Annotated in this window: 25 protein-coding genes and 3 tRNA genes; 18 read left to right on the plus strand and 10 right to left on the minus strand. The window is 70.1% G+C overall.

Going from position 1 to position 25020, the window contains the following annotated elements; translation table 11 throughout:
- Nucleotides 1-81 precede the first annotated feature (81 nt).
- Together WA967_RS13400 and orn are read right to left on the minus strand one after the other, a co-directional pair.
- Nucleotides 82-157 (minus strand) — tRNA-His (locus WA967_RS13400).
- A gap of 36 nt (nucleotides 158-193) precedes the next feature.
- Nucleotides 194-820 carry an oligoribonuclease gene (gene orn / locus WA967_RS13405; protein ID WP_424423510.1) on the minus strand — a complete coding sequence of 209 codons (627 nt, stop codon included), beginning with the start codon at nucleotides 818-820 and terminating at the stop codon, nucleotides 194-196.
- Between the two features lie 47 nt (nucleotides 821-867).
- On the opposite strand from orn, the gene WA967_RS13410 reads away from it, so the two are divergent.
- Nucleotides 868-940: transfer RNA gene (locus WA967_RS13410), tRNA-Arg, on the plus strand.
- Between the two features lie 7 nt (nucleotides 941-947).
- Here the strand turns inward: WA967_RS13410 and WA967_RS13415 are convergent.
- Nucleotides 948-1211: a hypothetical protein gene (locus tag WA967_RS13415; RefSeq protein ID WP_424423513.1), complete on the minus strand. Its 264-nt coding sequence runs from the start codon at nucleotides 1209-1211 to the stop codon at nucleotides 948-950.
- Nucleotides 1212-1278: 67 nt separating this feature from the next.
- Here WA967_RS13415 and WA967_RS13420 point away from each other — a divergent pair, with 67 nt between their 5' ends.
- Nucleotides 1279-2181: an alpha/beta fold hydrolase gene (locus WA967_RS13420; protein WP_424423515.1), complete on the plus strand. Its 903-nt coding sequence runs from the start codon at nucleotides 1279-1281 to the stop codon at nucleotides 2179-2181.
- Here WA967_RS13420 and WA967_RS13425 read toward each other — a convergent pair.
- Complete coding sequence (locus tag WA967_RS13425) at nucleotides 2153-2626, minus strand: Lrp/AsnC family transcriptional regulator (RefSeq protein WP_424423518.1); 474 nt, start codon at nucleotides 2624-2626, stop codon at nucleotides 2153-2155. The two genes, WA967_RS13420 and WA967_RS13425, sit on opposite strands and share 29 nt — an antisense overlap.
- Before the next feature lie 167 nt (nucleotides 2627-2793).
- Between WA967_RS13425 and pdhA the strand changes: the two genes are divergently transcribed.
- Genes pdhA through WA967_RS13440 form a run of 3 tightly spaced genes read left to right on the plus strand, consistent with a single transcriptional unit; the run spans nucleotide 2794 to nucleotide 6291 of the window.
- Entirely contained in the window at nucleotides 2794-3906 is a 1113-nt protein-coding gene (gene pdhA / locus WA967_RS13430) for a pyruvate dehydrogenase (acetyl-transferring) E1 component subunit alpha (protein WP_424423521.1), read from the plus strand.
- Nucleotide 3907: 1 nt separating this feature from the next.
- Nucleotides 3908-4927 carry an alpha-ketoacid dehydrogenase subunit beta gene (locus WA967_RS13435; RefSeq protein WP_424423523.1) on the plus strand — a complete coding sequence of 340 codons (1020 nt, stop codon included), beginning with the start codon at nucleotides 3908-3910 and terminating at the stop codon, nucleotides 4925-4927.
- Nucleotides 4924-6291 carry a dihydrolipoamide acetyltransferase family protein gene (locus tag WA967_RS13440; RefSeq protein WP_424423526.1) on the plus strand — a complete coding sequence of 456 codons (1368 nt, stop codon included), beginning with the start codon at nucleotides 4924-4926 and terminating at the stop codon, nucleotides 6289-6291. Before WA967_RS13435 ends, WA967_RS13440 begins: the two co-directional genes overlap by 4 nt.
- Nucleotides 6292-6333: 42 nt before the next feature.
- Here WA967_RS13440 and WA967_RS13445 read toward each other — a convergent pair whose 3' ends face one another.
- Nucleotides 6334-6927, minus strand: coding sequence for a TetR/AcrR family transcriptional regulator (locus tag WA967_RS13445; RefSeq protein WP_424423529.1), 594 nt, complete (start codon nucleotides 6925-6927; stop codon nucleotides 6334-6336).
- Nucleotides 6928-7024: 97 nt separating this feature from the next.
- On the opposite strand from WA967_RS13445, the gene WA967_RS13450 reads away from it, so the two are divergent.
- The 5 genes from WA967_RS13450 to WA967_RS13470 are packed head-to-tail and all read left to right on the plus strand — an operon-like array spanning nucleotide 7025 to nucleotide 12949.
- Nucleotides 7025-8578 (plus strand): carboxyl transferase domain-containing protein, encoded by a 1554-nt coding sequence (locus tag WA967_RS13450; RefSeq protein ID WP_424423532.1) that lies wholly within the window; start codon nucleotides 7025-7027, stop codon nucleotides 8576-8578.
- A gap of 5 nt (nucleotides 8579-8583) precedes the next feature.
- Nucleotides 8584-10500: an acetyl/propionyl/methylcrotonyl-CoA carboxylase subunit alpha gene (locus tag WA967_RS13455; RefSeq protein WP_424423534.1), complete on the plus strand. Its 1917-nt coding sequence runs from the start codon at nucleotides 8584-8586 to the stop codon at nucleotides 10498-10500.
- Nucleotides 10497-11660 carry an acyl-CoA dehydrogenase family protein gene (locus WA967_RS13460; RefSeq protein ID WP_424423536.1) on the plus strand — a complete coding sequence of 388 codons (1164 nt, stop codon included), beginning with the start codon at nucleotides 10497-10499 and terminating at the stop codon, nucleotides 11658-11660. The genes WA967_RS13455 and WA967_RS13460 overlap by 4 nt, the downstream gene beginning before the upstream one ends.
- A gap of 9 nt (nucleotides 11661-11669) precedes the next feature.
- Nucleotides 11670-12149, plus strand: coding sequence for a MaoC family dehydratase (locus tag WA967_RS13465; RefSeq protein ID WP_424423538.1), 480 nt, complete (start codon nucleotides 11670-11672; stop codon nucleotides 12147-12149).
- The gene (locus WA967_RS13470) at nucleotides 12146-12949 is read left to right on the plus strand and encodes an HpcH/HpaI aldolase/citrate lyase family protein (RefSeq protein WP_424423541.1); all 804 of its coding nucleotides are present in this window, start codon (nucleotides 12146-12148) and stop codon (nucleotides 12947-12949) included. Before WA967_RS13465 ends, WA967_RS13470 begins: the two co-directional genes overlap by 4 nt.
- Nucleotides 12950-12962: 13 nt before the next feature.
- Here the strand turns inward: WA967_RS13470 and WA967_RS13475 are convergent, their stop codons facing one another.
- Entirely contained in the window at nucleotides 12963-13547 is a 585-nt protein-coding gene (locus tag WA967_RS13475) for a histidine phosphatase family protein (protein WP_424423543.1), read from the minus strand.
- Nucleotides 13548-13556: 9 nt separating this feature from the next.
- Nucleotides 13557-14369 carry a Sir2 family NAD-dependent protein deacetylase gene (locus tag WA967_RS13480; RefSeq protein WP_424423546.1) on the minus strand — a complete coding sequence of 271 codons (813 nt, stop codon included), beginning with the start codon at nucleotides 14367-14369 and terminating at the stop codon, nucleotides 13557-13559.
- 106 nt (nucleotides 14370-14475) lie between these two features.
- Between WA967_RS13480 and WA967_RS13485 the strand changes: the two genes are divergently transcribed.
- Nucleotides 14476-15282: a TrmH family RNA methyltransferase gene (locus WA967_RS13485; protein ID WP_424423549.1), complete on the plus strand. Its 807-nt coding sequence runs from the start codon at nucleotides 14476-14478 to the stop codon at nucleotides 15280-15282.
- A 4-nt stretch (nucleotides 15283-15286) separates the two neighbouring features.
- Here the strand turns inward: WA967_RS13485 and WA967_RS13490 are convergent, their stop codons facing one another.
- Nucleotides 15287-16117 (minus strand): SGNH/GDSL hydrolase family protein, encoded by an 831-nt coding sequence (locus WA967_RS13490; protein ID WP_424423552.1) that lies wholly within the window; start codon nucleotides 16115-16117, stop codon nucleotides 15287-15289.
- Between the two features lie 84 nt (nucleotides 16118-16201).
- Here WA967_RS13490 and WA967_RS13495 point away from each other — a divergent pair, with 84 nt between their 5' ends.
- Nucleotides 16202-17971: a DEAD/DEAH box helicase gene (locus WA967_RS13495; protein WP_424423555.1), complete on the plus strand. Its 1770-nt coding sequence runs from the start codon at nucleotides 16202-16204 to the stop codon at nucleotides 17969-17971.
- Nucleotides 17972-18155: 184 nt separating this feature from the next.
- Entirely contained in the window at nucleotides 18156-19244 is a 1089-nt protein-coding gene (locus tag WA967_RS13500) for a VIT1/CCC1 transporter family protein (protein WP_424423557.1), read from the plus strand.
- 62 nt (nucleotides 19245-19306) lie between these two features.
- On the opposite strand, the gene WA967_RS13505 is transcribed toward WA967_RS13500, so the two are convergent.
- Nucleotides 19307-19391, minus strand: a tRNA-Leu gene (locus tag WA967_RS13505).
- A gap of 109 nt (nucleotides 19392-19500) precedes the next feature.
- On the opposite strand from WA967_RS13505, the gene WA967_RS13510 reads away from it, so the two are divergent.
- The gene (locus WA967_RS13510) at nucleotides 19501-20796 is read left to right on the plus strand and encodes a M20/M25/M40 family metallo-hydrolase (RefSeq protein WP_424423559.1); all 1296 of its coding nucleotides are present in this window, start codon (nucleotides 19501-19503) and stop codon (nucleotides 20794-20796) included.
- Nucleotides 20797-20847: 51 nt separating this feature from the next.
- On the plus strand, nucleotides 20848-21678 hold the full coding sequence (locus tag WA967_RS13515; RefSeq protein WP_424423562.1) for an undecaprenyl-diphosphate phosphatase: 831 nt from the start codon (nucleotides 20848-20850) through the stop codon (nucleotides 21676-21678).
- 1 nt (nucleotide 21679) lies between these two features.
- On the opposite strand, the gene WA967_RS13520 is transcribed toward WA967_RS13515, so the two are convergent.
- Entirely contained in the window at nucleotides 21680-22522 is an 843-nt protein-coding gene (locus WA967_RS13520) for a PAC2 family protein (RefSeq protein WP_424423564.1), read from the minus strand.
- Nucleotides 22523-22628: 106 nt separating this feature from the next.
- On the opposite strand from WA967_RS13520, the gene WA967_RS13525 reads away from it, so the two are divergent.
- The 3 genes from WA967_RS13525 to WA967_RS13535 form a co-directional block, all read left to right on the plus strand.
- Entirely contained in the window at nucleotides 22629-23300 is a 672-nt protein-coding gene (locus tag WA967_RS13525; RefSeq protein ID WP_424423574.1) for an HAD family hydrolase, read from the plus strand.
- On the plus strand, nucleotides 23297-24307 hold the full coding sequence (locus tag WA967_RS13530; RefSeq protein ID WP_424423567.1) for a tRNA (adenine-N1)-methyltransferase: 1011 nt from the start codon (nucleotides 23297-23299) through the stop codon (nucleotides 24305-24307). The genes WA967_RS13525 and WA967_RS13530 overlap by 4 nt, the downstream gene beginning before the upstream one ends.
- A gap of 10 nt (nucleotides 24308-24317) precedes the next feature.
- Nucleotides 24318-25020, plus strand: a 703-nt coding sequence (locus WA967_RS13535; protein ID WP_424423569.1) for a peptidylprolyl isomerase, incomplete at its 3' end; no start/stop codon positions are given.

Raw genomic sequence — 25020 nt, forward strand, 5'->3', positions numbered from 1 at the left:
CGTCGGGATACTCGGCGCTTCGCGCCCAAGACCCCTGCGTCGGCCTCGCGATTCGAGCAAGCTCGGGCGCTCGGCCTTCCTTGGGGTGGCTAACGGGGCTTGAACCCGCGACCCCCGCGACCACAACGCGGTGCTCTACCAACTGAGCTATAGCCACCATGCGCCTGCCGGAACAGGCAACCCCACGAGTCTATTACATGTTCGGGGCGAACTCTGACACGGTGCGCACCGAGATCTCCCGCGCCAGGTCCGAAGACGGCCCTGGCTCGGCTACGAACACCGCCTGGCGGTAGTACTGCAGCTCGCGGATCGACTCCAGGATGTCGGCGAGCGCGCGGTGCCCGCCGTGCTTCTCGGGGGTCTGGAAGAACACCCGGGGGTACCAGCGGCGGGAGAGCTCCTTGATGCTGGAGACGTCGACGTTGCGGTAGTGCAGGTACTCGTCTACGCGCTTCATGTACTTCGCGATGAACATGCGGTCGGTGCCGATGGTGTTGCCGGCGAGCGGCGCCTTGTGCTCGAGCGGCACGAACCGCCTGATGTACTCCAGCGTGCGGTCCTCGGCCTCGGCGAGGGACACGCCGTTCGGGATCTCCTCGCTGAGCCCCGAGGTCTGATGCATGCTCGTGACGAACTCGTTCATGTGCGCCAGGGCCGCGTCGCTCGGCTTGATCACGACCTGGAAGCCTGGGTCCAGCGGTCGAAGCTCGAAGTCGGTGATGACCACCGCGACCTCGACCAGCTCGTCGATCGCCGGATCGAGGCCGGTCATCTCGCAGTCGATCCAGACGAGCCGATCGTTCTCAGACGCAGAAACCATGCCTCGATCTTATCGACGGCACCCGACACGGTATTCTGGGGTGTCGCGCCTCCTTAGCTCAGTGGATAGAGCAACAGCCTTCTAATCTGTCGGTCGCTGGTTCGAATCCAGCAGGGGGCACCCGCAGTCAGAACCGCAGCGCGGCCACGGCGTCGTTCGCGTCCCAGAACTCGCCGACCAGGCGGAATGAGCCGGATGCCAGCTGCAGACGCTCCGCGCGGTAGCGGATGCCCAGCGGGTCGGCGACGACGCGCAGGTGCCCGCGGATGGCGTCGTGCGCGTCCAGGACGCGCCAGAGCCGCTCGCCTGCGCGCTCCAGGTGCTCGGCGGGGGAGCGCAGCGCGGGGGTCGCCCAGAGCAGGGCGGGTGCGGGATCGGTGAGTGTGCTCATGTCGGCTCCTTTCCTTTCTTCGAACATAAGGACGGTCACCGACATTCGTTCCCGTAGACTCTCGGGCATGCCCGCAGCCTCGCCGTACGCCGCCCGTCTTGCGACGATCCCCACGCGGCGGCGTGAGGTGCAGGTGCTCGGATCGACCACCGCCTACTGGGTCTACGGGCCTGAGGGCGAAGATGTCCCGACCGTCATCGCCGTGCACGGCTTCCGGGGCGAGCATCACGGCCTGGAGCCGGTGGTCGCGTACCTGCCCGGCATCCGCGTGATCTCTCCGGATCTGCCGGGCTTCGGGGAGACGCCGCCCGTGCCCGGTCGCGAGCACGATCTGAGCCTGTACTCGGGCTGGCTCGCCGAATTCGCCAGGACGGTCGCGCCGGATGCCGTGATCCTCGGCCACTCGTTCGGATCGATCGTCGCCTCCGCGGCGGTCGCCGGCGGGCTCGCGACTCCGCAGCTGATCCTCATCAACCCGATCGGGGCGCCGGCGCTGGAGGGGCCCAAGGGTGTTCTCACTCGGCTGGCGGTGCTGTACTACTCACTGGGTGCGAGGCTGCCCGAGCGCATCGGGACGGCGCTGCTGCGGCATCCGCTGATCGTGCGCGTGATGAGCATCGCGATGGCCAAGACGAAGGATCCCGCGCTGCGGCGATTCATCCACGACCAGCATGACACCTATTTCTCGCGCTTCGCCGACCGCGACGTGCTGCACGACGCGTTCGTCACCAGTGTGTCGCATGATGTGCGCGCGTTCGCGGGCGTTCTCGACGTGCCCACGCTGCTCATCGCCGCGCAGCGCGACGACATCACACCCATCGAGGCCGAGCGCCGGCTGGCGACGATGTTCCCGGATGCGGAGCTGGTGGAGATCGCCGACGTCGGGCACCTCATCCACTACGAGACGCCCGCCGAGGCGGCCGGCGCGATCCGGCGCTTCCTCAGGCTTCCCGTCGAGCGAGGCCGATGAGGCCCGCCACGCGGAACGGGATGACTTCGCCCATGGCCAGGGACGTCTCGGTGCGCTCGACGCCCTCGATCGAGAGGATGCGCGCGTCGGTGTCGAAGAGATGTCGGGCGTCGCGGCACGCCACGCGCGCCAGCAGGTCGATCGAACCGCTCAGGCCGTGGGCCTGCACGACCTCAGGCACGCGGGCCAGTTCCGCGATGATCCGGGGCAGCTCGGTCTGCCGCACGCCGATGCTGATGAAGGCCTGCAGCGGAAACCCCAGCACCTCGGTGGAGAACGAGCGCTCGTAGGACTCGAACACGCCCGTGGTCTCCAACCGGGCCATGCGCGCCTGGATGGTGTTGCGCGACAGGCGCAGCCTCTCGGCGAGCGCCACGACGGTGGTGCGGGGATCTTCGGCGAGGGCGGTGAGCAGTTCGAGATCGACACGATCAAGGGCGGGCATACTGCCACACGATATCAGGCGCGTGTGGGCATGTTCTGCGCAACATGCTCAAGCGTCGCAGGCATGCTTGAGCGAGGTGTCAGGTCGACGTACCCTGTGAGATAACCCGACGGAGCCGTCGGGAGGCCGTGCACGCCCCACAAGGGCCCCACGTCAGGAGGACGCCGATGTCACCGCACAACACACCCATCGCCGACACCGAGAGCGATCTCGAGCTCACGGAGCGCATCATCGCGCCGGACGGCACCAGGGTGCCGAATCCGCAGCTCGACCCGTTCGTCGAGGACGTCGACTTCCAGACACTGCGCGATCTGCATCGCGACATGGTCGTGCTGCGTCGCATCGACGCCGAGGGCATCGCGCTCCAGCGCCAGGGCCAGCTCGGGCTCTGGGCGCCCTGCAACGGCCAGGAGGCCGCGCAGATCGGCACAGGCCGTGCCCTCCAGCGGCGCGACTTCGTGTTCCCCAGCTACCGGGAGACCGGTGTGATGTACAGCCGCGGCGCGCAGCCCGGCGACTACGTGCGGATGTGGCGCGGCGAGGAGGGCGCGGCCTACGACCCGGCCGAGCTCGGCATCGCACCGCTGCAGATCATCATCGGCGCGCAGACGCTGCACGCCGTCGGCTACGCGCTCGGCATCAAGCACGACGGCGCCGACGACGTGGCGGTGACGTACTTCGGCGACGGGGCGACCAGCCAGGGCGACGTGAACGAGGCCATGGTCTTCGCCGCGTCCTACCGCGCTCCGGTCGTGTTCGTCTGCCAGAACAACCATTGGGCGATCTCCGAGCCCGTCGGACTGCAGTCGCAGTTCCCGCTGGCCGGTCGCGCCCCCGGGTTCGGCATCCCGAGCCTGCGCGTGGACGGGAACGACGTGCTGGCCTGCCTGGCGGCCATGCGCTGGGCTCTCGAGCACGCGCGCTCAGGAAAGGGACCCGCCTACCTCGAGGCCGTCACCTACCGGATGGGCCCGCACACCACAGCCGACGACCCCAAGCGCTACCGCAGCGACGCGGAGCTGGAGCAGTGGCGCCGTCGCGATCCCATCGCACGTCTGGAGGCGCACCTGCGCGCGGCCGGCGAGCTGTCGCAGGAGCACCTGGACGCCGTGCAGGCGCAGGCCGACGAGATGGCGCGCGAGATGCGCGCCGCGTGCCTGGGCATGGTGACGCGTCCGGCCATGGCGGTCTTCGATCGCGTGTACGCCGAGCCGCATTCCGGCCTCGAGCGCGAGCGCGACGAGTACGCCGCGTACCTCGCGACATTCGAGGAGGCCTGAGATGACGCAGATGACATTGGGCAAGGCCCTCAACGCGGGACTGCGCCGCGCCATGAAGGACGACGACAGGGTCGTGCTCCTCGGCGAGGACATCGGCACGCTCGGCGGCGTGTTCCGCATCACCGACGGGCTGCTGGACGAGTTCGGCGCCAAGCGCGTCATCGACACGCCGCTGGCGGAGTCCGGCATCGTCGGCACCGCCGTGGGCCTGGCGTTCCGCGGCTACCGTCCCGTGGTCGAGATCCAGTTCGACGGGTTCATCTACCCCGCCTTCGACCAGATCGTGTCGCAGGTCGCCAAGCTGCACTACCGCACGCAGGGCCGGGTCAGGATGCCGATCACGATCCGCGTGCCGTGGGCGGGCGGCATCGGCGCGGCCGAGCACCACTCCGAGTCGCCCGAGGCGTACTTCGTGCACACCGCGGGGCTTCGCGTGATCGCGGTGTCCGACCCGCAGGACGCCTATCGGTGCCTGCGGCAGGCCATCGCCTGCGACGACCCCGTGCTGTTCTTCGAGCCGAAGCGGCTGTACCACCACAAGGGCGATGTCGACCTGGAGGCGCCACTGGCCGACGCCCCGCCGATGGGCCTCGCCAAGGTCGTGCGGGCGGGCACGGATGCCACGGTCATCACCTACGGCGCCATGGTGCGCACGGCCCTGGACGCCGCCGCCGCCGCCGAGGACGAGGGGATCTCGCTCGAGGTCATCGACCTGCGCTCGCTCTCGCCCGTGGACTACGAGACCGTCACGGCATCGGTGCGCCGCACCGGACGCGTGGTGGTCGCGCACGAGGCCTCCCGTGAGGCCGGCGTCGCCGCCGAGGTCATCGCCAGCATCACGGAGTTCTGCTTCGAGTACCTGGAGTCCGCACCCGTGCGCGTCACGGGTCACGACATCCCGTATCCGCCCGCCAAGCTGGAGAAGTTCCACCTTCCCGATCTCGACAGGATCCTGGACGCGGTCGACCGCGTGCTCGACCGGCCGAGCAGCATCAGCGGTATGAAGGGGGTGCAGCTGTGATCGCCGAGTTCCATCTGCCCGACCTGGGGGAGGGTCTCACCGAGGCGGAGATCGTGCAGTGGATGGTGAGTCCCGGAGACTCCGTCGCGCTGAATCAGACGCTCGCCGAGGTCGAGACCGCCAAGGCCGTCGTCGAGCTGCCCTCGCCATACGAGGGCACCGTCTCCACGCTGCACGCCGAAGCCGGTGACATGGTCGCCGTCGGATCGCCGCTGATCGCCTTCGACGTGGCCGGCGCCGCGGAGGAGAAGGCACAGGCACCTGATGCTGAGGAGAAGGCGCAGCCGAACCTCGTCGGCTATGGTGCGGCACCCGCGTCGTCGGGCCGCCCTGCGCGTCGAGCGCGTCGTGGTGCGTCTTCCGCGGCCACGGCTGCGGCCGCTGAGGCGGCAGTGATCCAGGCCGCACCGCACGACGCCCTGCCGCCGGCGCCCGCCGAACCCGTGCTGGGGGAGCGCCCGCGCTCGACCCCTCCGGTGCGCGCGTACGCCAAGCGACGCGGTGTGGACCTGGTGCTGATCGCCGCTGAGGTCGGCGACCGGGTCATCACCCGCGAGGACGTGGACGCCTACGCCGATCGCGTCGGAGCCGCAGCGGCCGCGGCGACGGCATCCGCTCCCGCCGTGACCGTTCCGGCGTCCCCGCCGGCGGCATCTCGAGGTGATCGTGCGCAGACTCGCACGCCGATCAAGGGCGTGCGCAGGGCCACGGCTGCCGCGATGGTGAGCAGCGCCTTCACCGCGCCGCACGTCACGTGCTTCCATACGGTCGACGTGACCGCCACGATGGAGCTCATCGATCAGCTGCGCGCCGACAGGTCGCTCTCCGAGCACCGCATCGGCCTGCTGGTGCTGGTGGCCAAGGCCGTGTGCCTGGCGCTCGGCCGCAACCCCTCGCTCAATGCGACGTGGGACGAGGCCGCGCAGGAGATCATCGAGAACCACTATGTGGATCTCGGCATCGCCGCGGCCACGGATCGTGGGCTCATCGTGCCGATCATCCGCGACGCCGAGCGGCTCTCGCTGGCCGGCATCGCGGATGCGCTCACGCAGCTCACGCAGGTTGCGCGCTCCGGCAAGACCAGCCCGGCGGACCTCGTGGGAGGCAACTTCTCCATCACCAACATCGGCGTGTTCGGAATCGACGCCGGCACTCCGATCCTCCCGCCGGGGCAGTCCGGCATCCTGGCGGTCGGCGCCGTGCGTCGGCAGCCGGCCGAGTACAGGGGCGAGATCGCGCTGCGCCAGATGCTGACGCTGAGCGTCTCGTTCGACCACCGCCTCGTGGACGGCGCCGAAGGCTCCAGGTTCCTCAAGGACGTCGCCGACCTGCTGGAGCAGCCCGGCCGCGCGATGCTGTTCTGAGCGGATGCCGGGGATCGGGCGCTGCTCGTTCCCCGGATCCGCTCAGTCCACGGCCAGCAGCGCGGCCATCGCCATCGCCGTCAGCAGGTGCGTGGTGTCGTCGTGGGCGCGCTGTGTGGAGCTGGTGCTGTGCGGCGTGGAGTTCAGCAGCCCGAAGCAGGCCTGCACGCGCAGTCGCAGCGCATCACGTCCCTCGTCGACGAGCGCATCGAGCGTGTCGATCCACAGCTCGATGTAGGCGCGCTGCAGGCGGCGCACGTCAGCGCGGCCGTCGTCGCCGAGGTGGGGGAGATCCCTGTCCTGCACGCGGATGACGTCGGCGTTGCCGATGGCGAAGGCGACATGGAACTGCACGAGGGCGCGCATCCGTTCCATCCCGGGATCCGTGCCGGATACCACGTCGAGTCCGCCCGAGACCAGGCGTTCGCTCACCCCGATCAGCAGTGCCCCCAGCAGCGCCTGCTTGCCTGCGAAATGGCGGTAGACCGCGGGCCCCGACACCCCCACGGCGGTGCCGATGTCCTCCAGGCTCACACCGGAGTAGCCTCGCGCGGCGAACAGCTCCGCGGCGGCGGAGAGGATCGCATCAGTGCGTTCGGCTTTGGCTCGGTCTCGGGCGGTACCAGGCGTTGTCATTTCGGTTAATCCTCGCTAACCTGAATTGTCCGGTTAGTGAACACTAACCAATTCAGTGCGAAATATCAGTACTGATGTGAGTCGAGGAGGACCCACGATGGCTCTCACCCAGCAGGAACTGGCGAGCGAGCTGCGCGAGCGGATCGCCGAGTCCGCGCTCGGCGGACCGGAGCGATCGCGCGAACGGCACGTGTCGCGCGGCAAGATGCTCCCGCGGGACCGGGTGGCCCGGCTGCTGGACGAGGGGAGCCCGTTCATCGAGATCGCGCCTCTGGCGGCGAACGGCATGTACGACGACGTGGCGCCGGGCGCCGGGGTGATCGCCGGCATCGGCCTGGTGCACGGACGCCACGTCATGATCGTCTGCAACGATCCCACGGTCAAGGGCGGCACGTACTTCCCCCTCACGGTCAAGAAGCACCTGCGGGCCCAGGAGATCGCGCTCGAGAACCGGCTGCCCTGCCTGTACCTGGTCGACTCCGGCGGGGCGTTCCTGCCCAAGCAGGACGAGGTGTTCCCGGATCGCGACCACTTCGGCCGCATCTTCTTCAACCAGGCGCGCATGTCGGCGGAGGGCATCCCTCAGCTGGCGGCCGTGCTGGGCTCCTGCACGGCAGGCGGGGCGTACGTCCCTGCCATGAGCGATGAGACGGTGATCGTGCGCAACCAGGGCACGATCTTCCTCGGCGGCCCGCCGCTGGTGAAGGCCGCCATCGGCGAGGTCGTCACGGCGGAGGAGCTCGGCGGCGGCGAGCTGCACGCCCGTCGCTCCGGAGTCGTCGACCACCTGGCCGAGGACGACGAGCACGCGCTGGAGATCCTGCGCGACATCGTGGCCACGCTGCCGAGGCCCGCGGCCCCCGCGTGGGACGTCGTCGCGTCGAGACCCGCCGCGCAGACCGGCAGCCTGTACGACGTCGTGCCCGTCGACGTGAACGCCGCCTACGACGTGCACGAGGTCATCGACCGCCTCATCGACGCGGACAGCTTCGCGGAGTTCAAGCCCGAGTACGGCACCACGCTCGTCACCGGCTTCGCGGTGCTGCACGGCCATCCGATCGGCATCGTCGCCAACAACGGCGTGCTGTTCGGCGAGTCCGCGCTGAAGGGCGCGCACTTCATCGAGCTCTGCGACCAGCGCGGCATCCCGCTGCTGTTCCTGCAGAACATCACCGGCTTCATGGTCGGGCGCGACGCCGAGGCCGGCGGGATCGCGAAGGACGGCGCCAAGATGGTGACCGCCGTCGCGACCACCCGCGTGCCCAAGCTCACCGTGATCATCGGCGGATCCTTCGGGGCGGGGAACTACTCCATGTGCGGGCGGGCGTACTCGCCGCGATTCCTGTGGAGCTGGCCGGCCAGCCGCATCTCGGTGATGGGAGGCCCGCAGGCGGCATCCGTCCTGGCCACCGTCAAGGAGGAGCAGCTCGAGCGCCGCGGCCAGACGTGGACACCCGAGGACCGCACCGAGTTCGAGGCTCCGATCCGCGCCCAGTACGAGGATCAGGGCGAGCCGTACTACGCCACCGCCCGCCTGTGGGACGACGGCATCGTCGACCCCGACCAGACCCGCGACCTGCTGGGCCTCGCGCTCGACGTCGTGTCCCGCAGCCCGCTTCCCGAGCCCCGCTTCGGCCTCTTCCGGATGTGAGTCCAATGAATACATGGATCCCTGAGCCTGCCCGCGGGTTCGAGTCAGTCCTGGTCGCCAACCGCGGCGAGATCGCCCGTCGCGTCATCCGCACGCTGCGCGAGCTCGGCATCCGCAGCGTCGCCGTCTACAGCGATGCGGATGCCGGCGCCCCCCATGTGCGCGAGGCGGATGATGCCGTGTGGATCGGTGGCTCGGCCGCCGCCGACTCCTACCTGCGGGTGGATGCCATCATCGCTGCAGCGCGCGAGTCCGGCGCCCAGGCCATCCACCCCGGCTACGGCTTCCTGTCCGAGAGCGCAGAGCTCGCGCAGGCCTGCGACGAGGCGGGGATCGTCTTCATCGGACCCGGCGTGCAGGCGCTGGAGATCATGGGTGACAAGGCCCGCGCACGCGACCACGTCGCCGCCGCGGGCGTGCCCATCGTCCCCGGCTTCAACGCCGACGGCATGGATGATGAGCAGATCCGCGTCCACGCCGACGCGGTCGGCTACCCGCTGCTCGTCAAGCCCAGCGCGGGCGGCGGCGGCAAGGGCATGGAGGTCGTCCGATCCGGTGACGAGCTCGCCGGAGCCCTGGCCACCGCGCGGCGCGTGGCGAAGGCCGCATTCGGCGATGACTCGCTGGTGCTGGAGCGCCTCGTGCAGCGCCCGCGGCACATCGAGGTGCAGATCCTCGGCGACACGCACGGCACCGTCATCGCCCTGGGGGAGCGGGAGTGCACCCTGCAGCGCCGCCACCAGAAGGTCATCGAGGAGGCTCCGGCAGCCCACCTGCCCGATGCCGTGCGGCAGCGGCTGTTCGCCGCGGCCATCGCCGCCGGCCGGAGCGTGGACTACGTCGGCGCCGGCACCGTCGAGTTCCTCGTCGAGGCCGACAATGTCGACGACGTCTTCTTCATCGAGATGAACACGCGCCTGCAGGTCGAGCACCCGGTGACCGAGGAGGTCACGGGGCTGGACCTGGTGGCGCTGCAGCTGCTCGCGGCCGCCGGCGGCGAGCTCCCCGAGCCGCCGGCCGTGCGCGGGCACGCCGTGGAGGCCCGCGTGTACGCGGAGTCGCCGGAGCGCGGCTTCCTGCCCTCGACCGGGCGGGTGCTGCTGTTCGAGGAGCCACGCGGCGTGCGGGTGGACGCGGCGGTGGAGACGGGCTCCGAGGTCACCGGGTTCTACGATCCGATGATCGCGAAGGTCATCGCCACAGGGCCTGATCGGGAGACGGCGCTGCGCCGGCTGGATGCCGCGCTCGGACGCACGGTCGTGCTGGGAGTCGAGACCAACATCGCCTTCCTGCGCAGCCTGGTCACGCACGAGCGCGTGCTCGCCGGAGACCTGGACACCGGGCTGATCGAGACCATGATGCCGCTGGCAGCGCAGCATCCGACCGCAGGGATGCTGGCGTCCGCCGCGCATGCCGTGGCCCGTGCACGACCGGCGGGGGCCGGAGCCCTGTGGCACGCCCTTCCGGGCTGGCGGCTGGGCACCCCGCAGGCGCTGCCGCGCACGTCGTTCCTCACCGACGACGGCGAGCTCCTCGAAGCCCCCGCCGCGTACACGCACCGCATTCCGGCTCTCGCGGATGCCGACGGCGACGTGTGGGCGTCCGAGGGAGGGCTCACGCTGCGTCTGCACCCGCTCTCGCGTCGGGAGCGCATGCAGCATCGCCTGGCGGCGAGCGAGCGCGCCGCGGGTCCCCGCGATCCCGAGGGCCGTGCGCCCATGCCGGGGTCCGTGGTGGCGGTGCACGTCACCGAGGGCCAGCAGGTCCACGAGGGCGACCCGCTCGTCTCGATCGAAGCGATGAAGATGGAGCATCCGGTGCGCGCGCCGCATGACGGCACGGTGCATCTGCTGGTCGCCGTCGGCGATCAGGTGCGGCGCGATCAACCGGTCGCCCGCGTCAGCGAACAGGAGACAGCATGACCGACGACCTCAGCCCTACCGGGCTCAACGAGGAGCAGCGCGAACTGGCCGCCATGGTGCGCGACTTCGCCGACCAGGTGGTGGCGCCGCAGGCCTACGAGGCCGACCGCACCCACACCCTCAACCTCGACGTCGTGCGCCAGATGGGCGAACTGGGCCTGTTCGGCCTGCCGTTCTCCGAGGAGTACGGCGGACAGGGCGGCGACTACATGGCACTGGGCCTGGCCATCGAAGGCCTGGCTCGCGTGGACCAGTCCATCGCCATCACGCTCGAGGCGGGCGTGAGCCTGGGCGCCATGCCGATCTACCGCTTCGGTACCGAGGAGCAGAAGCAGGAGTACCTGCCCTCGCTGCTGAGCGCCGAGCACCTCGCAGGTTTCGGCCTGACCGAGCCCGAGGCAGGCAGTGATGCCGGTGCCACGCGCACCCGCGCGCGGCTGGAGGACGGCGAGTGGGTGATCGATGGGTCCAAGCAGTTCATCACCAACTCCGGCACCGCCATCACGCGCTTCGTGACCGTCACCGCCGTCACCGGTGAGCACGGGGGTCGCAAGGAGATCTCGACGATCATCGTGCCGAACGGCACGCCGGGCTTCACCGTCGAGCCCGCATACGACAAGGTCGGGTGGCACGCGTCCGACACGCACCCGCTGACGCTCGACGGCGTGCGGGTGCCGGAGCGGAACCTGCTCGGCGAGCGCGGACGCGGGTTCAAGAACTTCCTCAGCATCCTCGACGAGGGCCGCATCGCCATCGCCGCGCTCTCCACGGGCGCTGCGGAGGGGTGCCTGGAGGCGGCCGTGGATTACGCCAAGAAGCGCACGATCTTCGGCGCCGCGCTCAGCACCCGCCAGAACGCGCAGTTCACCCTGGCCCGCATGCGCGCCCGCGTGCACACCGCCCGCCTGGCGTGGCACCACGCCGCGCGCCTGCGCGACGCAGGGCTGCCCTTCGGCGAGGAGGCCGCGATCGCCAAGCTCGTCTCGGGCGACGCCGCCATGGACAACGCCCGCGACGCGACGCAGATCTTCGGCGGCAACGGCTTCATGAACGAGTATTCGGTCGCCAGGCACTACCGCGACTCGAAGATCCTGGAGATCGGCGAGGGCACCACCGAGGTGCAGCTGCTGGTCATCGCGCGCGCTCTGGGCCTCGCGTAGGGTGCGATCATGACCGACATCGTCCAGCGCGGGCTGTACTTCGAGGAGTTCGAGCTCGGCGCCCGCTACCTGCACCGTCCGGGACGCACGGCCACCGAGGCCGACAACGTGCTGTTCACGACGCTGACCATGAACACGCAGTCGCTGCATCTGGATGCGGCGTTCTCGGATGCCCAGCAGCCGTTCGGGCAGCGCCTGATGAACTCCATGTGGACGCTGTCGACCATGGTCGGGGCGTCGGTCGCGCAGCTGACCCAGGGCACACTGGTGGCGCAGCTGGGACTCAGCGACATCAGCTTCCCGCATCCCGTGTTCCACGGCGACACGCTGTACACCGAGAGCCTGATCACCGAGAAGCGCCTGTCGGCCTCGCGCCCGGGGCAGGGGATCGTGACGATCGCGCACACCGGCCGCAACCAGGACGGGGTGGTGGTCGCGAAGGCCACCCGGGTTGCGCTCATGCACTGCCTGCCCGAGGGGGAGAAGTGAGCTTCGACCTGGGCCCCGCGCTGCTGTTCTGCCCGGCGGACCGGCCGGAGCGCTTCGCAGGAGCGCTGTCCAAGGCGGATGCCGTGATCCTCGACCTCGAGGACGCGGTGCTGCCGGATGCCAAGGCCCGGGCGCGCGAGAACATCCTCGCGGCCGATGTGGATCCGGCTCGCGTGATCGTGCGGGTCAACGACCCGGCATCCGCTCACTTCGCCGCGGATCTCGACGCCGTCGCCCGCACGGCGTTCCGCACGGTGATGGTCGCCAAGGTCGAGAACCCGGCGACGTTGGACGCCTTCGACGAGTCGTACGCGCTGCTGGCGCTGTGCGAGACCGCAGCCGGCGTGCAGAACGCCGGTGATATCGCCGCGCATCCGCGCGTGGCGGCGCTGATGTGGGGCGCGGAGGATCTGGTGGCGTCGATCGGCGGCACAGCCAGTCGGTTCGCTGATGGGCGCTACCGCGACGTGGCCCGCCACGCGCGCTCCACGGTGCTGATCGCCGCCGCCGCGCACGGGAAGGCCGCCATCGACGCGGTGCACCTGGACATGGACGACCTCGACGGTCTCGCTGCGGAAGCGGCGGATGCCGTGGCCTCGGGCTTCCGCGCCACGGCGTGCATCCATCCGAAGCAGGTCGCGGTGATCCGCGACGCGTACCGTCCCGACCCTGCCGCCGTGGAGTGGGCGCGCGCGGTGCTGGCCGCCGCGGAGGGGGAGCACGGCGTGTTCCGCTTCGACGGCCGCATGGTCGACGAGCCCGTGCTGCGACATGCGAGGGCCCTGCTGGCACGCGCCTGAGCACGGGGTTGCGTCAGCCGGCGATGGGCTCCAACGGCCGCAGCGTGCCGCGCTCGGCCACGAAGCGGTGCACGGAGCCGTTGCGCAGTGCGTCGCCCTCCCGCGGCAGCGTGCCGCCGGAGGCATGCATGAGCAGGGCGCGGATCACGCCCCCGTGGGTGACGACGATGAGCGATTCGGCCCGGGGTGCGGAACGACGGCGAGCGGCACGTGCGATGCGATCGAGTGAGTCCATCGCGCGTTCGCACACGGCTTCCAGGCTCTCCGCACCGGGAACCTCGGAGCTCCAGCCGCCGTACCTGGCGATGTAGTCCGCGACCTCGGTGCCCTCGGCCACGCCGAACTCGCGTTCCCGCATGCCGCGGGTGAGCACCGGCTCGGGCAGCGAGAGCTCCCTGGCGATGATCTGCGCGGTCTCCCGTGCGCGCACGAGCGGGCTGGCGTAGATGGCGTCGTAGTCGCCGCCGCGCAGCGCCTCCGCCGCCGTGCGGGCGTCAGCGCGGCCGGTCTCGTTGAGGGGGATGTCGGTCGCGCCCTGAATGCGTCGCGCCAGGTTCCAGTCGGTCTGGCCGTGGCGCACGAGCGTGAGAAGAGTCACCCCTCGACCCTACGCGAGGGCACCTGCGAGAGCGCTCAGCACCGGCGACGTGCCGCCCTCGATGACGGCATCCGCCCACGAGTCCGCCCTGGTCGGCTCGCGATTGACGATCACCAGTGGGATGCCACGGCGCCTGGCGCGCTCGATGATCCGGATGCCGGAGTTGACCGTCAGCGAGGTGCCTGCCACCAGCAGCGCATCGGCCGCATTGACGACCGATTCGGCGGCGCGGAAGCGCGCCGGCGGGACGAACTCGCCGAAGAACACCACCTCGGGCTTCAGCATCCCGCTGCACACCGTGCACGGCGGGATCACGAATCCCTCTGTGCTCTCGGGCGTCACATCGCCGTCGGGGTTCAGCTCGATGTTCTCGGGCTTGCGCACCCACGGGTTCAGCATCTCCAGCTGCTCCGCGATCGCGCGACGGTCGAACACCTGGCCGCAGTCCAGGCACAGCGTGCGGTGCATGGTGCCGTGGATCTCCACCACGCGCGCGCTGCCGGCCCGCAGGTGCAGCCCGTCGACGTTCTGCGTGACGATGCCGCTGACCACGCCCGCCTGCTCCATCCGCGCCAGCGCGAGGTGCCCCTCATTGGGGTCTGGTGCGGCGAACGCCAGCCAGCCCAGGTGGCCACCCAGCCAGTAGCGGCGGCGGGCGTCCTCATCGGCCAGATACGTCTGGATGGTCATCGGATTCGCTCGGGTGCGGGCTCCGACGCCGCGATAGGCGGGGATGCCCGAGTCCGTGGAGATCCCTGCACCGGTCAGCACCGCCACGCGGCGATCCCTCAGCAGCTCGACCGCGTGCTCGATGCCCGTCACTCTCTGAAGTCTACGAGAACGCCGGCACCAGGGCCGCCTGGCTCATCGCGTGCGCTGAGCGAGTGCAGCGAGTCGAAGTGACGCGTCACCCTGCCAGAGTGGAGGTGTGCACACCATCTCGATCTCCGCTGCATCCGATCATCGGCTGGACGACTACCGCTCGCTCACCGATGTCGCGCTGCGACGCGTGCAGGAGCCCTCCGGCGGGCTGTACATGGCCGAATCCGCGAAGGTCATCACGCGAGCCGTGCAGGCCGGGCACCGCCCGCGGTCGGTGCTCACACAGGAGAAATGGCTGGATGCCGTGGCCGAGGCGATCGGCGATGCGGATGCTCCCGTGTACGTCGCCTCCGCCGACGTCGCCGAGCAGGTCACGGGCTTCGCGATCCACCGCGGCCCGCTGGCCGCCATGCACCGTCCGTCGCTGCCGGCTGTGGCAGAGCTGCTGCGGGCAGTGCCCGGGCGCGCCCGCATCGCCGTGCTGGAGGGGCTCACCGATCACACCAACGTCGGCGCCGTGTTCCGCTCTGCCGCGGCTCTCGGGCTGGATGCGGTGCTGGTCGCTCCGCGATGCGCCGACCCGCTCTACCGGCGCTCCGTACGGGTCTCGATGGGCACGGTGTTCCAGGTGCCGTGGACGCGCCTGGAGAGCTGGCCCGACGGCATCCGCGAGCTGCAGGACGCCGGCTTCGTCGTGGCCGGCATGACGCTGGGGGAGGGTGCCGTCGAACTCGACGAGCTGGTGGCCGAGGACCACCAGCGGCTGGCCCTCGTGCTGGGAACCGAGGGCGACGGCATCCGGCCTGAGACCGACCGGATGCTGGACCGGCGGGTGACCATACCGATGATGGGCGGCGTGGACTCGCTGAACGTCGCCGCGGCGTCGGCGGTGGCGTTCTACGCCACGCGCTGAGCCGTCAGCCCTCGGCGCCGGGCAGATGCACCGGGGTCGGGATCGGGCGCTTGGCCTCGATGTGGTCGCCCGAGGACTGGTGGCGCAGCCGGCGCAGCACCCACGGCGCGAAGTGCTCGCGCGCCCAGCCGATGTCCTCTCTGCGGGCCTCGCGCCAGGTGCGCTGCGGGATCGGGTCCGGCTGCATGGCCTGCAGGTCGTTGGGCACGTTCAGGGCGCGCAGCACCATGCGAGCCACCTCGTGGTGTCCGAGCGCGTTGTAGTGCAGCCGGTCGTCGTCGAAGAACCGGGAATCCTGCACCACCTTCAGCGCCCACTGGTCGGCGACGATGCAGTCGTGCCGCTCGGCGATGGCGCGCACGTTCTCGTTGTAGATCGCGACCTTGCCGCGGAACGGCCGGAACACCGGCGTGAATCCCGTGTCGATGCCGGTGAAGAGCACCACCGCGGCACCCGTCGAGGAGAGCCGGGCCACGGCATCCTCCAACTGCACGGCGATGTCGTCCGGGTCGGTTCCCGGTCGGATGACGTCGTTTCCTCCGGCGCAGATCGAGATCAGGTCGGGGTTCAGCGCGACGGCCGGCTCGATCTGGTCGGCCACGATCTGCGCGATGAGCTTGCCGCGCACGGCCAGGTTCGCGTAGGCGAAGTCGTCGACGTCCTGGGCGAGCACCTCGGCGACGCGGTCGGCCCAGCCGCGCAGTGCGCCGGGCAGGCCGGGAGCGGGATCGCCGACGCCCTCGGTGAAGGAATCGCCCACCGCGACGAATCGGCGCCACGGGTGCGGGCCCTCGTTGACCACGAACGGGGTGCGGGACGAATCCTGGTCGACCATCGGGTTCTCCTTCGGCAATCCGGGTGCCCGGGGTGCGGGCGCCTGAGAGAGCCTACTCGCGGATCTGCGCTCGGACGCCGACCGATGTCGGCGGGCTGGATTATCGTTGAACCGATGCTCTCTCCGTCCTTCCCTCAGCGTGCCCCGTGGGGGACGGCGGACAAGTTGAGGGCATGGCAGCGCGAGGCGCTGGAGGCCTACAACCTGGCCGACAAGCGCGACTTCCTCGTCGCGGCGACCCCGGGCGCAGGCAAGACCACATTCGCCCTGACGCTGGCCGTCGAGCTCATGCGCATGGGCGAGGTCGACCGCATCATCGTGGTCGCGCCCACCGAGCACCTGAAGACGCAGTGGGCCGACGCGGCGGCGCGAGTCAGCATCCGTCTGGATCCCCGCTTCCGCAACAGCCACTGGGCGCCGTCTCGCCAGTACCACGGCGTGGTCGTCACGTACGCGCAGGTCGCCGCGCGCTCCAGCGTGCACCGGCACCTCACCGAGGATGCGAACACCCTGGTCATCCTCGACGAGGTGCACCACGGCGGTGACGCGCTCAGCTGGGGCGACGCCATCCGAGACGCGTACGCCCCCGCCAAGCGCCGGCTGCTGCTCTCGGGCACGCCGTTCCGCAGCGACACCGCGCCCATCCCGTTCGTCGAGTACCTGCCCGATGAGTCGGGTGCCCGCGTCTCGTGCACCGACTACAGCTACGGCTACGGCCGCGCCCTCGCCGACGGCGTGGTCCGCCCCGTGCTGTTCCACATGTACTCCGGCAAGATGCGATGGCGCACCAGCGCGGGAGACGAGCTCGAGGCGCATCTCGGGCAGGACAACACCAAGGACGTCACCTCGCAGGCCTGGCGCACGGCTCTGGATCCGGAGGGGGAGTGGATGCCCGCGGTGCTCTCCGCGGCCGACCGCCGGCTCACCGAGATCAGGCGTCACGTGCCGGACGCCGGCGGGCTGGTCCTGGCGACGGATCAGACCGTCGCCCGTGCCTACGCGAAGATCCTGCACAGCCTGACGGGCGAGCAGGCCACCGTCGTGCTCTCCGATGACGCGTCGGCATCCGACCGCATCGACAGGTTCAGCGGAAGCACCCGCCGCTGGATGGTGGCCGTGCGCATGGTCTCCGAGGGCGTGGATGTGCCGCGGCTGGCCGTGGGCGTGTACGCCACCTCGTCCTCCACCCCGCTGTTCTTCGCCCAGGCCATCGGACGCTTCGTGCGCGCCCGACGCCGTGGCGAGGCGGCAAGCGTGTTCCTGCCCAACGTGCCGGTGCTGATGACGCTCGCGAACGAGATGGAGAAGCAGCGCGATCACGCGCTGGATCGGCGCGGCAAGGACGAGGACGGTCTCGAGGACTCGCTGCTGGAGGCCGCCAACCGCGAGGAGGAGGCCTCCGACGCCCTCACGCAGGAATTCAGCTACCAGGCCATCTCCTCGCTGGCGCACTTCGATCGCGTCGTGTTCGAGGGGCAGGAGTTCGGGCAGCTCGCCGAGCCGGGCACCCCCGAGGAGGAGGAGTTCATCGGCTTCCCCGGCCTGCTCGAACCCGAGCACGTGCACGAGCTGCTCATGCAGCGTCAGGCCAGGCAGTCCAAGCTCCGCCAGGCGCGCGAGGCCGCCACGCCTGCGGTCACCACGACGCTCCCTGCCCCCCTGCACCGCACGCTGCGCGAGCAGCGGCAGCTGCTGAACAGCCTGGTGGGGCTCTACGCCCGCCAGAGCGGCGAACCGCACGGCGCCGTGCACGCCGAGTTGCGCAGGCTGTGCGGCGGACCTGCAGTGGCACAGGCCACGGTCGCGCAGCTGCAGGCGCGCATCGACCTGCTTCGCAAGCGCGTCCGCACCTGACGGCCGGGTCGCCGGGCTGCTGGGCCCCTGAACGGCCGGGTCCCCGGGCTGCTGGGCCACTGAACCCGTCGAAGGGTCGACGGCTCGCGTTAGGGCATCCGAAATCCTGTCAATCCGCGTTCTGACGCGGGTGAGGCCGCACGCGCTCGATAGCGTTGAATGCTGATCTACCCACGGAGGATGCATGACGACCCCCGCCCATCACACTGCTGCGGACCGCAGGCAGTGGGCCCGCTATCTGGTCGAGGAACGTGCGGAGGGAGCGGTGTACTCGCGTCTCGCCGCGCGTCGCGAGGGGGAGGAGCGCGACATCCTGCTCTCTCTCGCCGAGGCGGAGAAGAGACATGAGCAGCACTGGCTGGAACTGCTCGGCGGAGAGGAGCCCGCGAGGCTCCCGAAGGCCGGCCTGCGCTCCCGGATGCTGGGCTGGATGGCCGGCCGGTTCGGGTCGATCTTCGTGCTGGCACTCGCGCAGAGCGCCGAGGCGAGATCACCCTACGATGCGGAGAAGTTCGCGACGCCCGCCATGCGCGCCGACGAGAAGGTGCATCACGAAGTGGTCCGCGGTCTGGCAGCACGAGGGCGCCGACGCCTGTCCGGCTCGTTCCGCGCGGCGGTGTTCGGCGCGAACGACGGCCTGGTCTCCAACCTGGCGCTGGTGCTCGGCATCGGTGCGACCGGCGTCGGCTCCGGGCTCGTGCTGTTCAGCGGTATCGCGGGTCTGCTGGCCGGCGCGCTGTCGATGGGCGCCGGGGAGTTCGTCTCCGTCCGGTCGCAGCGCGAACTGCTGGCGGCCACGGAGGAGAGCGCCGATGCCGACGAGACCGCCGGCGATCTGGACATCGATGCGAATGAGCTGGCGCTGGTCTACCGCGCCCGCGGCATGAGCGAGGACGAGTCGCTGGCCCGCGCGGGGCGCGTGGTGCGCGCCGCGCAGGCGGGCATCCGCCGCGAGGCCACCGGACCCATCGGCATCCCCGACGATCACGAGATCGTCGGGAGCGACTGGACCGCCGCGATCTCCAGCTTCCTGCTGTTCGCATCCGGAGCCGTCATCCCCGTGCTGCCGTGGATCTTCGGCCTCACCGGCGTCACCGCGATCATCGTGGCGCTGATCCTCGTGGGCATCGCCCTGCTGTGCACGGGCGCCATGGTCGGCATCCTCTCCGGCGGCCCGCCCCTGAAGCGAGCCCTGCGCCAGCTGGTGATCGGCTTCGGCGCCGCAGCGATCACGTACGTGCTGGGCCTGGTGTTCGGCGGCGGCGCGGTCTGAGCACCCGGTGCCCTCGCAGACGACGAAGGCCCGGATCCCTCCGGATCCGGGCCTTCGCTCTGTGCGCGAGAGGGGACTTGAACCCCTACGCCCTATGCGGGCACTAGCACCTCAAGCTAGCGCGTCTACCTATTCCGCCACCCGCGCAGGTGATGGGCGGCCGTTGCCGACCGAAGAATGACTCTAGCACGGACCGGATGCCGTCACGAACCGACCTCCCGCCCGGGCGTGGCCCCCGGATCGGTAGCCTGGGGGCATGTCCGATTCGTCCCTGCCCGAGGTCGCGCGGATCGCGCGCGACCTGATCCGCATCGACACCTCCAACTACGGCGGAGGAAGGTCCAACGGCGAGCGGGAGGCGGCCGAGTACGTCGGGGAGCATCTGGCATCGCTCGGCCTGAAGCCCGAGTTCTACGAGCCCGTGCCCCGGCGCACCAACGTCATGGCGAGAGTGCCCGGCTGCAACCCCGATCGCCCCGCACTGGTCGTGCACGGGCACCTCGACGTCGTCCCCGCGGTCGCGGCCGACTGGAGCGTCGACCCGTTCGAGGGCGTCATCCGCGACGGGATGCTGTGGGGCCGCGGCGCCGTGGACATGAAGAACATGGACGCCATGATCCTCACCGCCGTCGGAGACCTGCTGCGCGTCGGGAAGCAGCCCGAGCGCGACTTGATCCTGACGTTCTTCGCCGACGAGGAGAACGGCGGCGTGGAGGGCTCCGCGCTGGTGGTCCGGGATCGGCCGGAGTGGTTCGCGGGCGCGACCGAGGCCATCAGCGAGGTCGGCGGCTACTCCATCACCGTGGACGACCACCGCGCCTACCTGCTGCAGGTGGGTGAGAAGGCCCTGATGTGGCTGAGGCTGGTGGCGAACGGGCGCGCAGGGCACGGCAGCCGCTACCACGAGGAGAACGCCATCACCCGGCTCTCCGAGGCCGTTGCGGCCATCGGCCGGACGCGCTGGCCCATTCGGCTGACATCCACCACGCGGGCACTGCTGCAGGGACTCAGCGACCTCACGGGCCGTCCCGCCGACGATCCGGATGCCCTGGCCGCAGCCGCCGGCCCCGCCGAGGCCTTCCTGCGCTCCACGTTCCGCACCACCGCCAACCCCACGATGCTGAACGCGGGCTACAAGCACAACGTCATCCCGGGGACCGCGGAGGCGATCATCGATGTGCGCGTGATCCCCGGCACGGAGGACGACGTGCTCGCCGAGCTGCAGCGCATCGTGGGCGACGGCATCCGCATCGAGACGGTCGTGCGCGACATCGGCATGGAGACGCCGTTCGAGGGGGATCTGGTGGACGCCATGGTGTCCTCCCTCGGCCGCCATGACCCCGGCGTTCCGGTCATCCCGTACCTGCTGGGCGCGGGAACCGACAACAAGGCGCTGGCCTCGATCGGCATCACCGGCTACGGGTTCGCCCCGCTGCGGCTCCCCGCCGATCTGGACTTCACGGGAATGTTCCACGGCGTCGACGAGCGCGTGCCCGTAGAATCACTTGTCTTCGGGCAGCGCGTGCTGGCCGATCTGCTGAGCGCCTGCTGACCGGCATCCGACGCCGCCACACGTCCGCTCCACACCCTCAGAAAGCACCGCATGAACCTGCTCGAAGCGCTCTTCCTCGGCGTCATCCAGGGACTCACCGAGTTCCTGCCGATCTCCTCCAGTGCGCACCTGCGCATCGTGGGCGCGCTGCTGCCGTCGGGCGAGGACCCCGGCGCGGCCTTCACCGCCATCACCCAGATCGGCACCGAGGCGGCCGTGGTCGTGTTCTTCTGGCGCGATATCGTGCGCATCATCGGGCAGTGGTTCCGATCGCTGACCGGCAAGGCGCCCCGCGACGATCCCGACGCGAAGATGGGCTGGCTGATCATCATCGGCAGCATCCCCATCGTCGTACTGGGACTGCTTTTCCAGGACAGGATCGAGACCACGCTGCGGTCCCTGTGGATCGTCGCGATCATGCTGATCGGATTCGGGCTGCTGCTGGGCATCGCCGACTACGTGGGGGCGAAGCGCCGCAGGCTCGACGAGCTCACCTACCCGCACGGCATCGCCTACGGCGTGGCGCAGGCCTTCGCCCTGGTGCCCGGCGTGTCCCGTTCCGGCGGCACGATCACCATGGGGCTGTTCCTCGGCTACTCCCGCGAGGCGGCAGCGCGCTACGCGTTCCTGCTGGCGATCCCCGCGGTCTTCGGCAGCGGCTTCTACCAGCTGTTCAAGCATGGGCGGGATGCCGGGCAGTACTTCAGTCTGGGCGAGACCTTCGCCGCCACCGGCATCGCCTTCGTGGTCGCGCTGGGCGTGATCGCGTTCTTCATGAACTGGATCTCCAAGCGCAGCTTCCTGCCGTTCGTGATCTACCGCGTACTGCTCGGCGCGGCGCTGATCGTGCTGCTGTCGATGGGCGTGCTCTCGCCGCGCTGACTCACTTCTTGTCGGGGCCGTCGCCGCGGCGACGCAGGTAGCGCTCGAAGGCTTGCGCGATGGCGTCGCCGGATGCGTCGGGGGAGTCCCATGTGTCGCGCGTGCGCTCCAGCTGGCGGATGTACTCGGTCATGTCCTCGTCCTCCGCGGCAGCGGCATCGATGGACGCCTCCCAGGCGGCGGCCTCGGTGCGCAGGTGCTCTCTGGCCGGGCCCACGCCGGTGAGCTCCTCGAGCCGGTCCAGCAGGGCCAGCGTCGCCTTGGGCGAGGGGGCGGCGGTGGCCACGTAATGCGGCACGCTGGCCCACAGACTGGCGGTGGGGATGCCCGCCTGCTCCGCGAAGTGCTCGAAGACGCTGAGAATGCCGACGGGTCCCTCGTACGTCGACTTCTCCAGGCCGTGCGCCTCGCGTACGCGATCGTTCTGGCTCGCCGCGAAGATCGAGATGGGCCGCGTGTGCGGCACGTCCGAGAGCATCGCCCCGATCGTGATGAACCCCGTGATGTCCTCGCGCAGCGCCACATCGATGAACTCGGTGGCGAAGGCCTGCCAGGCCCGCGCCGGCTCCGAGCCGGTCAGCAGCCACAGCTCCGGGCCCTCTGCCGCGTTCAGCGGCCGCCACAGCGTGGCATCCGGCCAGTTCAGCACTCGACGTCCCTCGCCATCCACGCGTGAGGACGGACGCGTGTACTGGTAGTCGAAGTACAGCTCGGGATCGACGGCGTGCACGGCCTCGAACTCGCCGGAGTCGCGGAGCGCGCCGATGGCGCCGCTGGCGGCTTCGCCGGCGTCGTTCCAGCCGTCGAAGGCGGCGACGATGATTCGTGAGCCGAGAACGTCCACCGTTCCCCTTCCTGTGCGCCCGCGAGCGGATGCCGCGAGGCCATTCATCAAGGCTAGCCCCAGGGCCGTGCCCGCGTCGGCTCCCGGCTAGCATGGTCGGGTGAGCATGAAGCCCAGCGCGGTCCTGTGGGACATGGACGGAACACTCGTCGACACCGAACCGTACTGGATGCAGGCGGAGACGCTGCTGGTGGAGTCGTACGGCGGCACCTGGACGCATGAGGACGCGCTGCAGCTGGTCGGCAACGGACTGATCGACAGTGCCCTCGTGCTGCGCAGGTACGGCGTCGACATGGAGCCGCAGGCCATCGTGGACCACCTCACCGATGCCGTGGCCCTCAGGCTGCGCACCGATGGCGTGCCGTTCCGCCCCGGTGCGCGCGAGCTGCTCGCGGATCTCCGCGCCGACGGCATCCGCTCTGCCCTGGTGACCATGTCGATGCGCCGGATGGCGCTGGAGGTGGTGGGTCTCATCGATTTCACGGCGTTCGACCTGGTCATCGCCGGCGACGACGTGGCGCGGCCGAAGCCGTTCCCGGACGCCTATCTGAGCGCGGCGGAGCTGCTGAGCGTCGACATCGCGGATGCCGTGGTGATCGAGGATTCGCCGACGGGGCTCGCCGCCGGCCGCGCCGCCGGGGCGGTCACCCTGGGCGTGCCGCACATCGTGTCCCTGGACGACGCAGGTGCGCACGAGCTGTGGCCGTCGCTGGCGGGCCGCACGGCCGCAGATATCGTCGATCTGCATGTGCGCTTCTCGAAGGAGATCACCCGATGACCGCCCAGAGACCCAGCGGACCGTTCCGTGTCGGCGACCGCGTGCAATTGACCGATTCCAAGGGACGGATGCACACCATCACGCTGCGCGACGGCGGCGAGCTGCACACCCAGCACGGAGTGCTCGGGCACGACCGGCTCATCGGCAGTCCGGACGGCTCCGTGGTCGTGAACAGCCTCGGGCACGACTACCTCGCGCTGCGGCCGCTGCTGCGCGACTTCGCCATGTCGATGCCCCGCGGCGCCGCGATCGTCTATCCGAAGGACTCCGCGCAGATCGTCATGCAGGCCGATGTTTTCCCCGGTGCGGTGGTCGTCGAGGCCGGTGTCGGATCGGGGGCGCTCTCCCTCGCCCTGCTGCGCGCCATCGGCACCGACGGGAGTCTGACCTCGTTCGAACGCCGGGAGGACTTCGCCGAGGTGGCGAGGGCCAATGTGGAGACCTTCTTCGGCGAGGTCCCCGACACCTGGAACGTGGTGGTCGGCGATCTCGCCGAGCAGTTGCCCGCGCAGTTCGAGTCGGGAACCGTCGACCGCGTGGTCCTGGACATGCTCGCGCCCTGGGAGTGCCTGGACGCGGTCGCCGATGCGCTCACCGCCGGTGGCGTGGTGATCTGTTACGTCGCGACGGCCACCCAGCTCTCCCGCGTGGCGGAGTACCTGCGGGGGACGGGTCTGTTCACCGAACCGGACGCATCCGAGACGATGGTGCGCGGCTGGCACGTGGAGGGGCTGGCAGTGCGGCCCGATCACCGGATGGTCGCGCACACGGGCTTCCTCATCACCGCCAGGCGGCTCGCACCCGGTGCGGTGCCTCCCGAGGTGCGCCGCCGGGCTTCCAAGAGCAGTTACACGGATGCCGACGTCGAGCTGTGGACGCCCGGAGCCGTCGGCGATCGCGAGATCACGGACAAGAATCTGCGCAAGCGGGTGCGCGACGCGCAGAAGGCGGCCGCGGGTGCTCGTGAAGCGGCCACGTCGCGCGAGGCAGACGCGGCATCGGAATAGACTGGGGCGCGTGCGTAAAACGACCGCAGCCATCTCGGCCCTCGCCCTGTCCGCCATCGCCCTGACCGGGTGCTCCACCGCGCCGGGATCCAGTGCGGGATGCGAGCGCGGCGACTCGGCGCTGCTGACGAACGCGATGAAGGTCACCGGCGACCTCGGCGCGGCGCAGGTCGCACTCACCACGCCGGTGCGCACTTCGAAGGTTCTCTTGGACGACCTCATCACCGGTCACGGTCTGGCCGTGACCGAGTCCGAGCAGAACGTGGTCGGAACGATCACGTTCCTCAACGGCGCGAACGGCCAGGTGCTGCAGAACGGTGCCGGCGTCTGGTCGCCGAAGAACCTGGACCAGCAGTTCGCGGGTCTCGGCGACGCGCTGCAGTGCGCGACCCAGGGCAGCCGCGTCGCATTCGCGGTTCCCGCCAAGAACCTTCCGCAGGGCCTCGCCGAGCAGGTGGGCATGAGCGCCGACGACAGCCTGGTCGGCATCGTCGACCTCCAAGAGGTCCTGCTTCCCAAGGCCACCGGCGCCGACGTCTTCAACGACGCCCAGGGGCTGCCCAGCGTCGTGCGGGCTCCGGGCGGGCAGCCCGGCATCATCATCCCCGACGGCGCGGCTCCGACCAAGACCGTCGCGCAGACGCTGATCAGGGGCGAGGGCGCGAAGGTCGGCGACGGCCTCGCGATGTTCCAGTACACCTCGGTCGGATGGG

Origin of the sequence: Microbacterium sp. (genome assembly GCF_049650565.1) — a bacterium.
Lineage (GTDB): Bacteria > Actinomycetota > Actinomycetes > Actinomycetales > Microbacteriaceae > Microbacterium.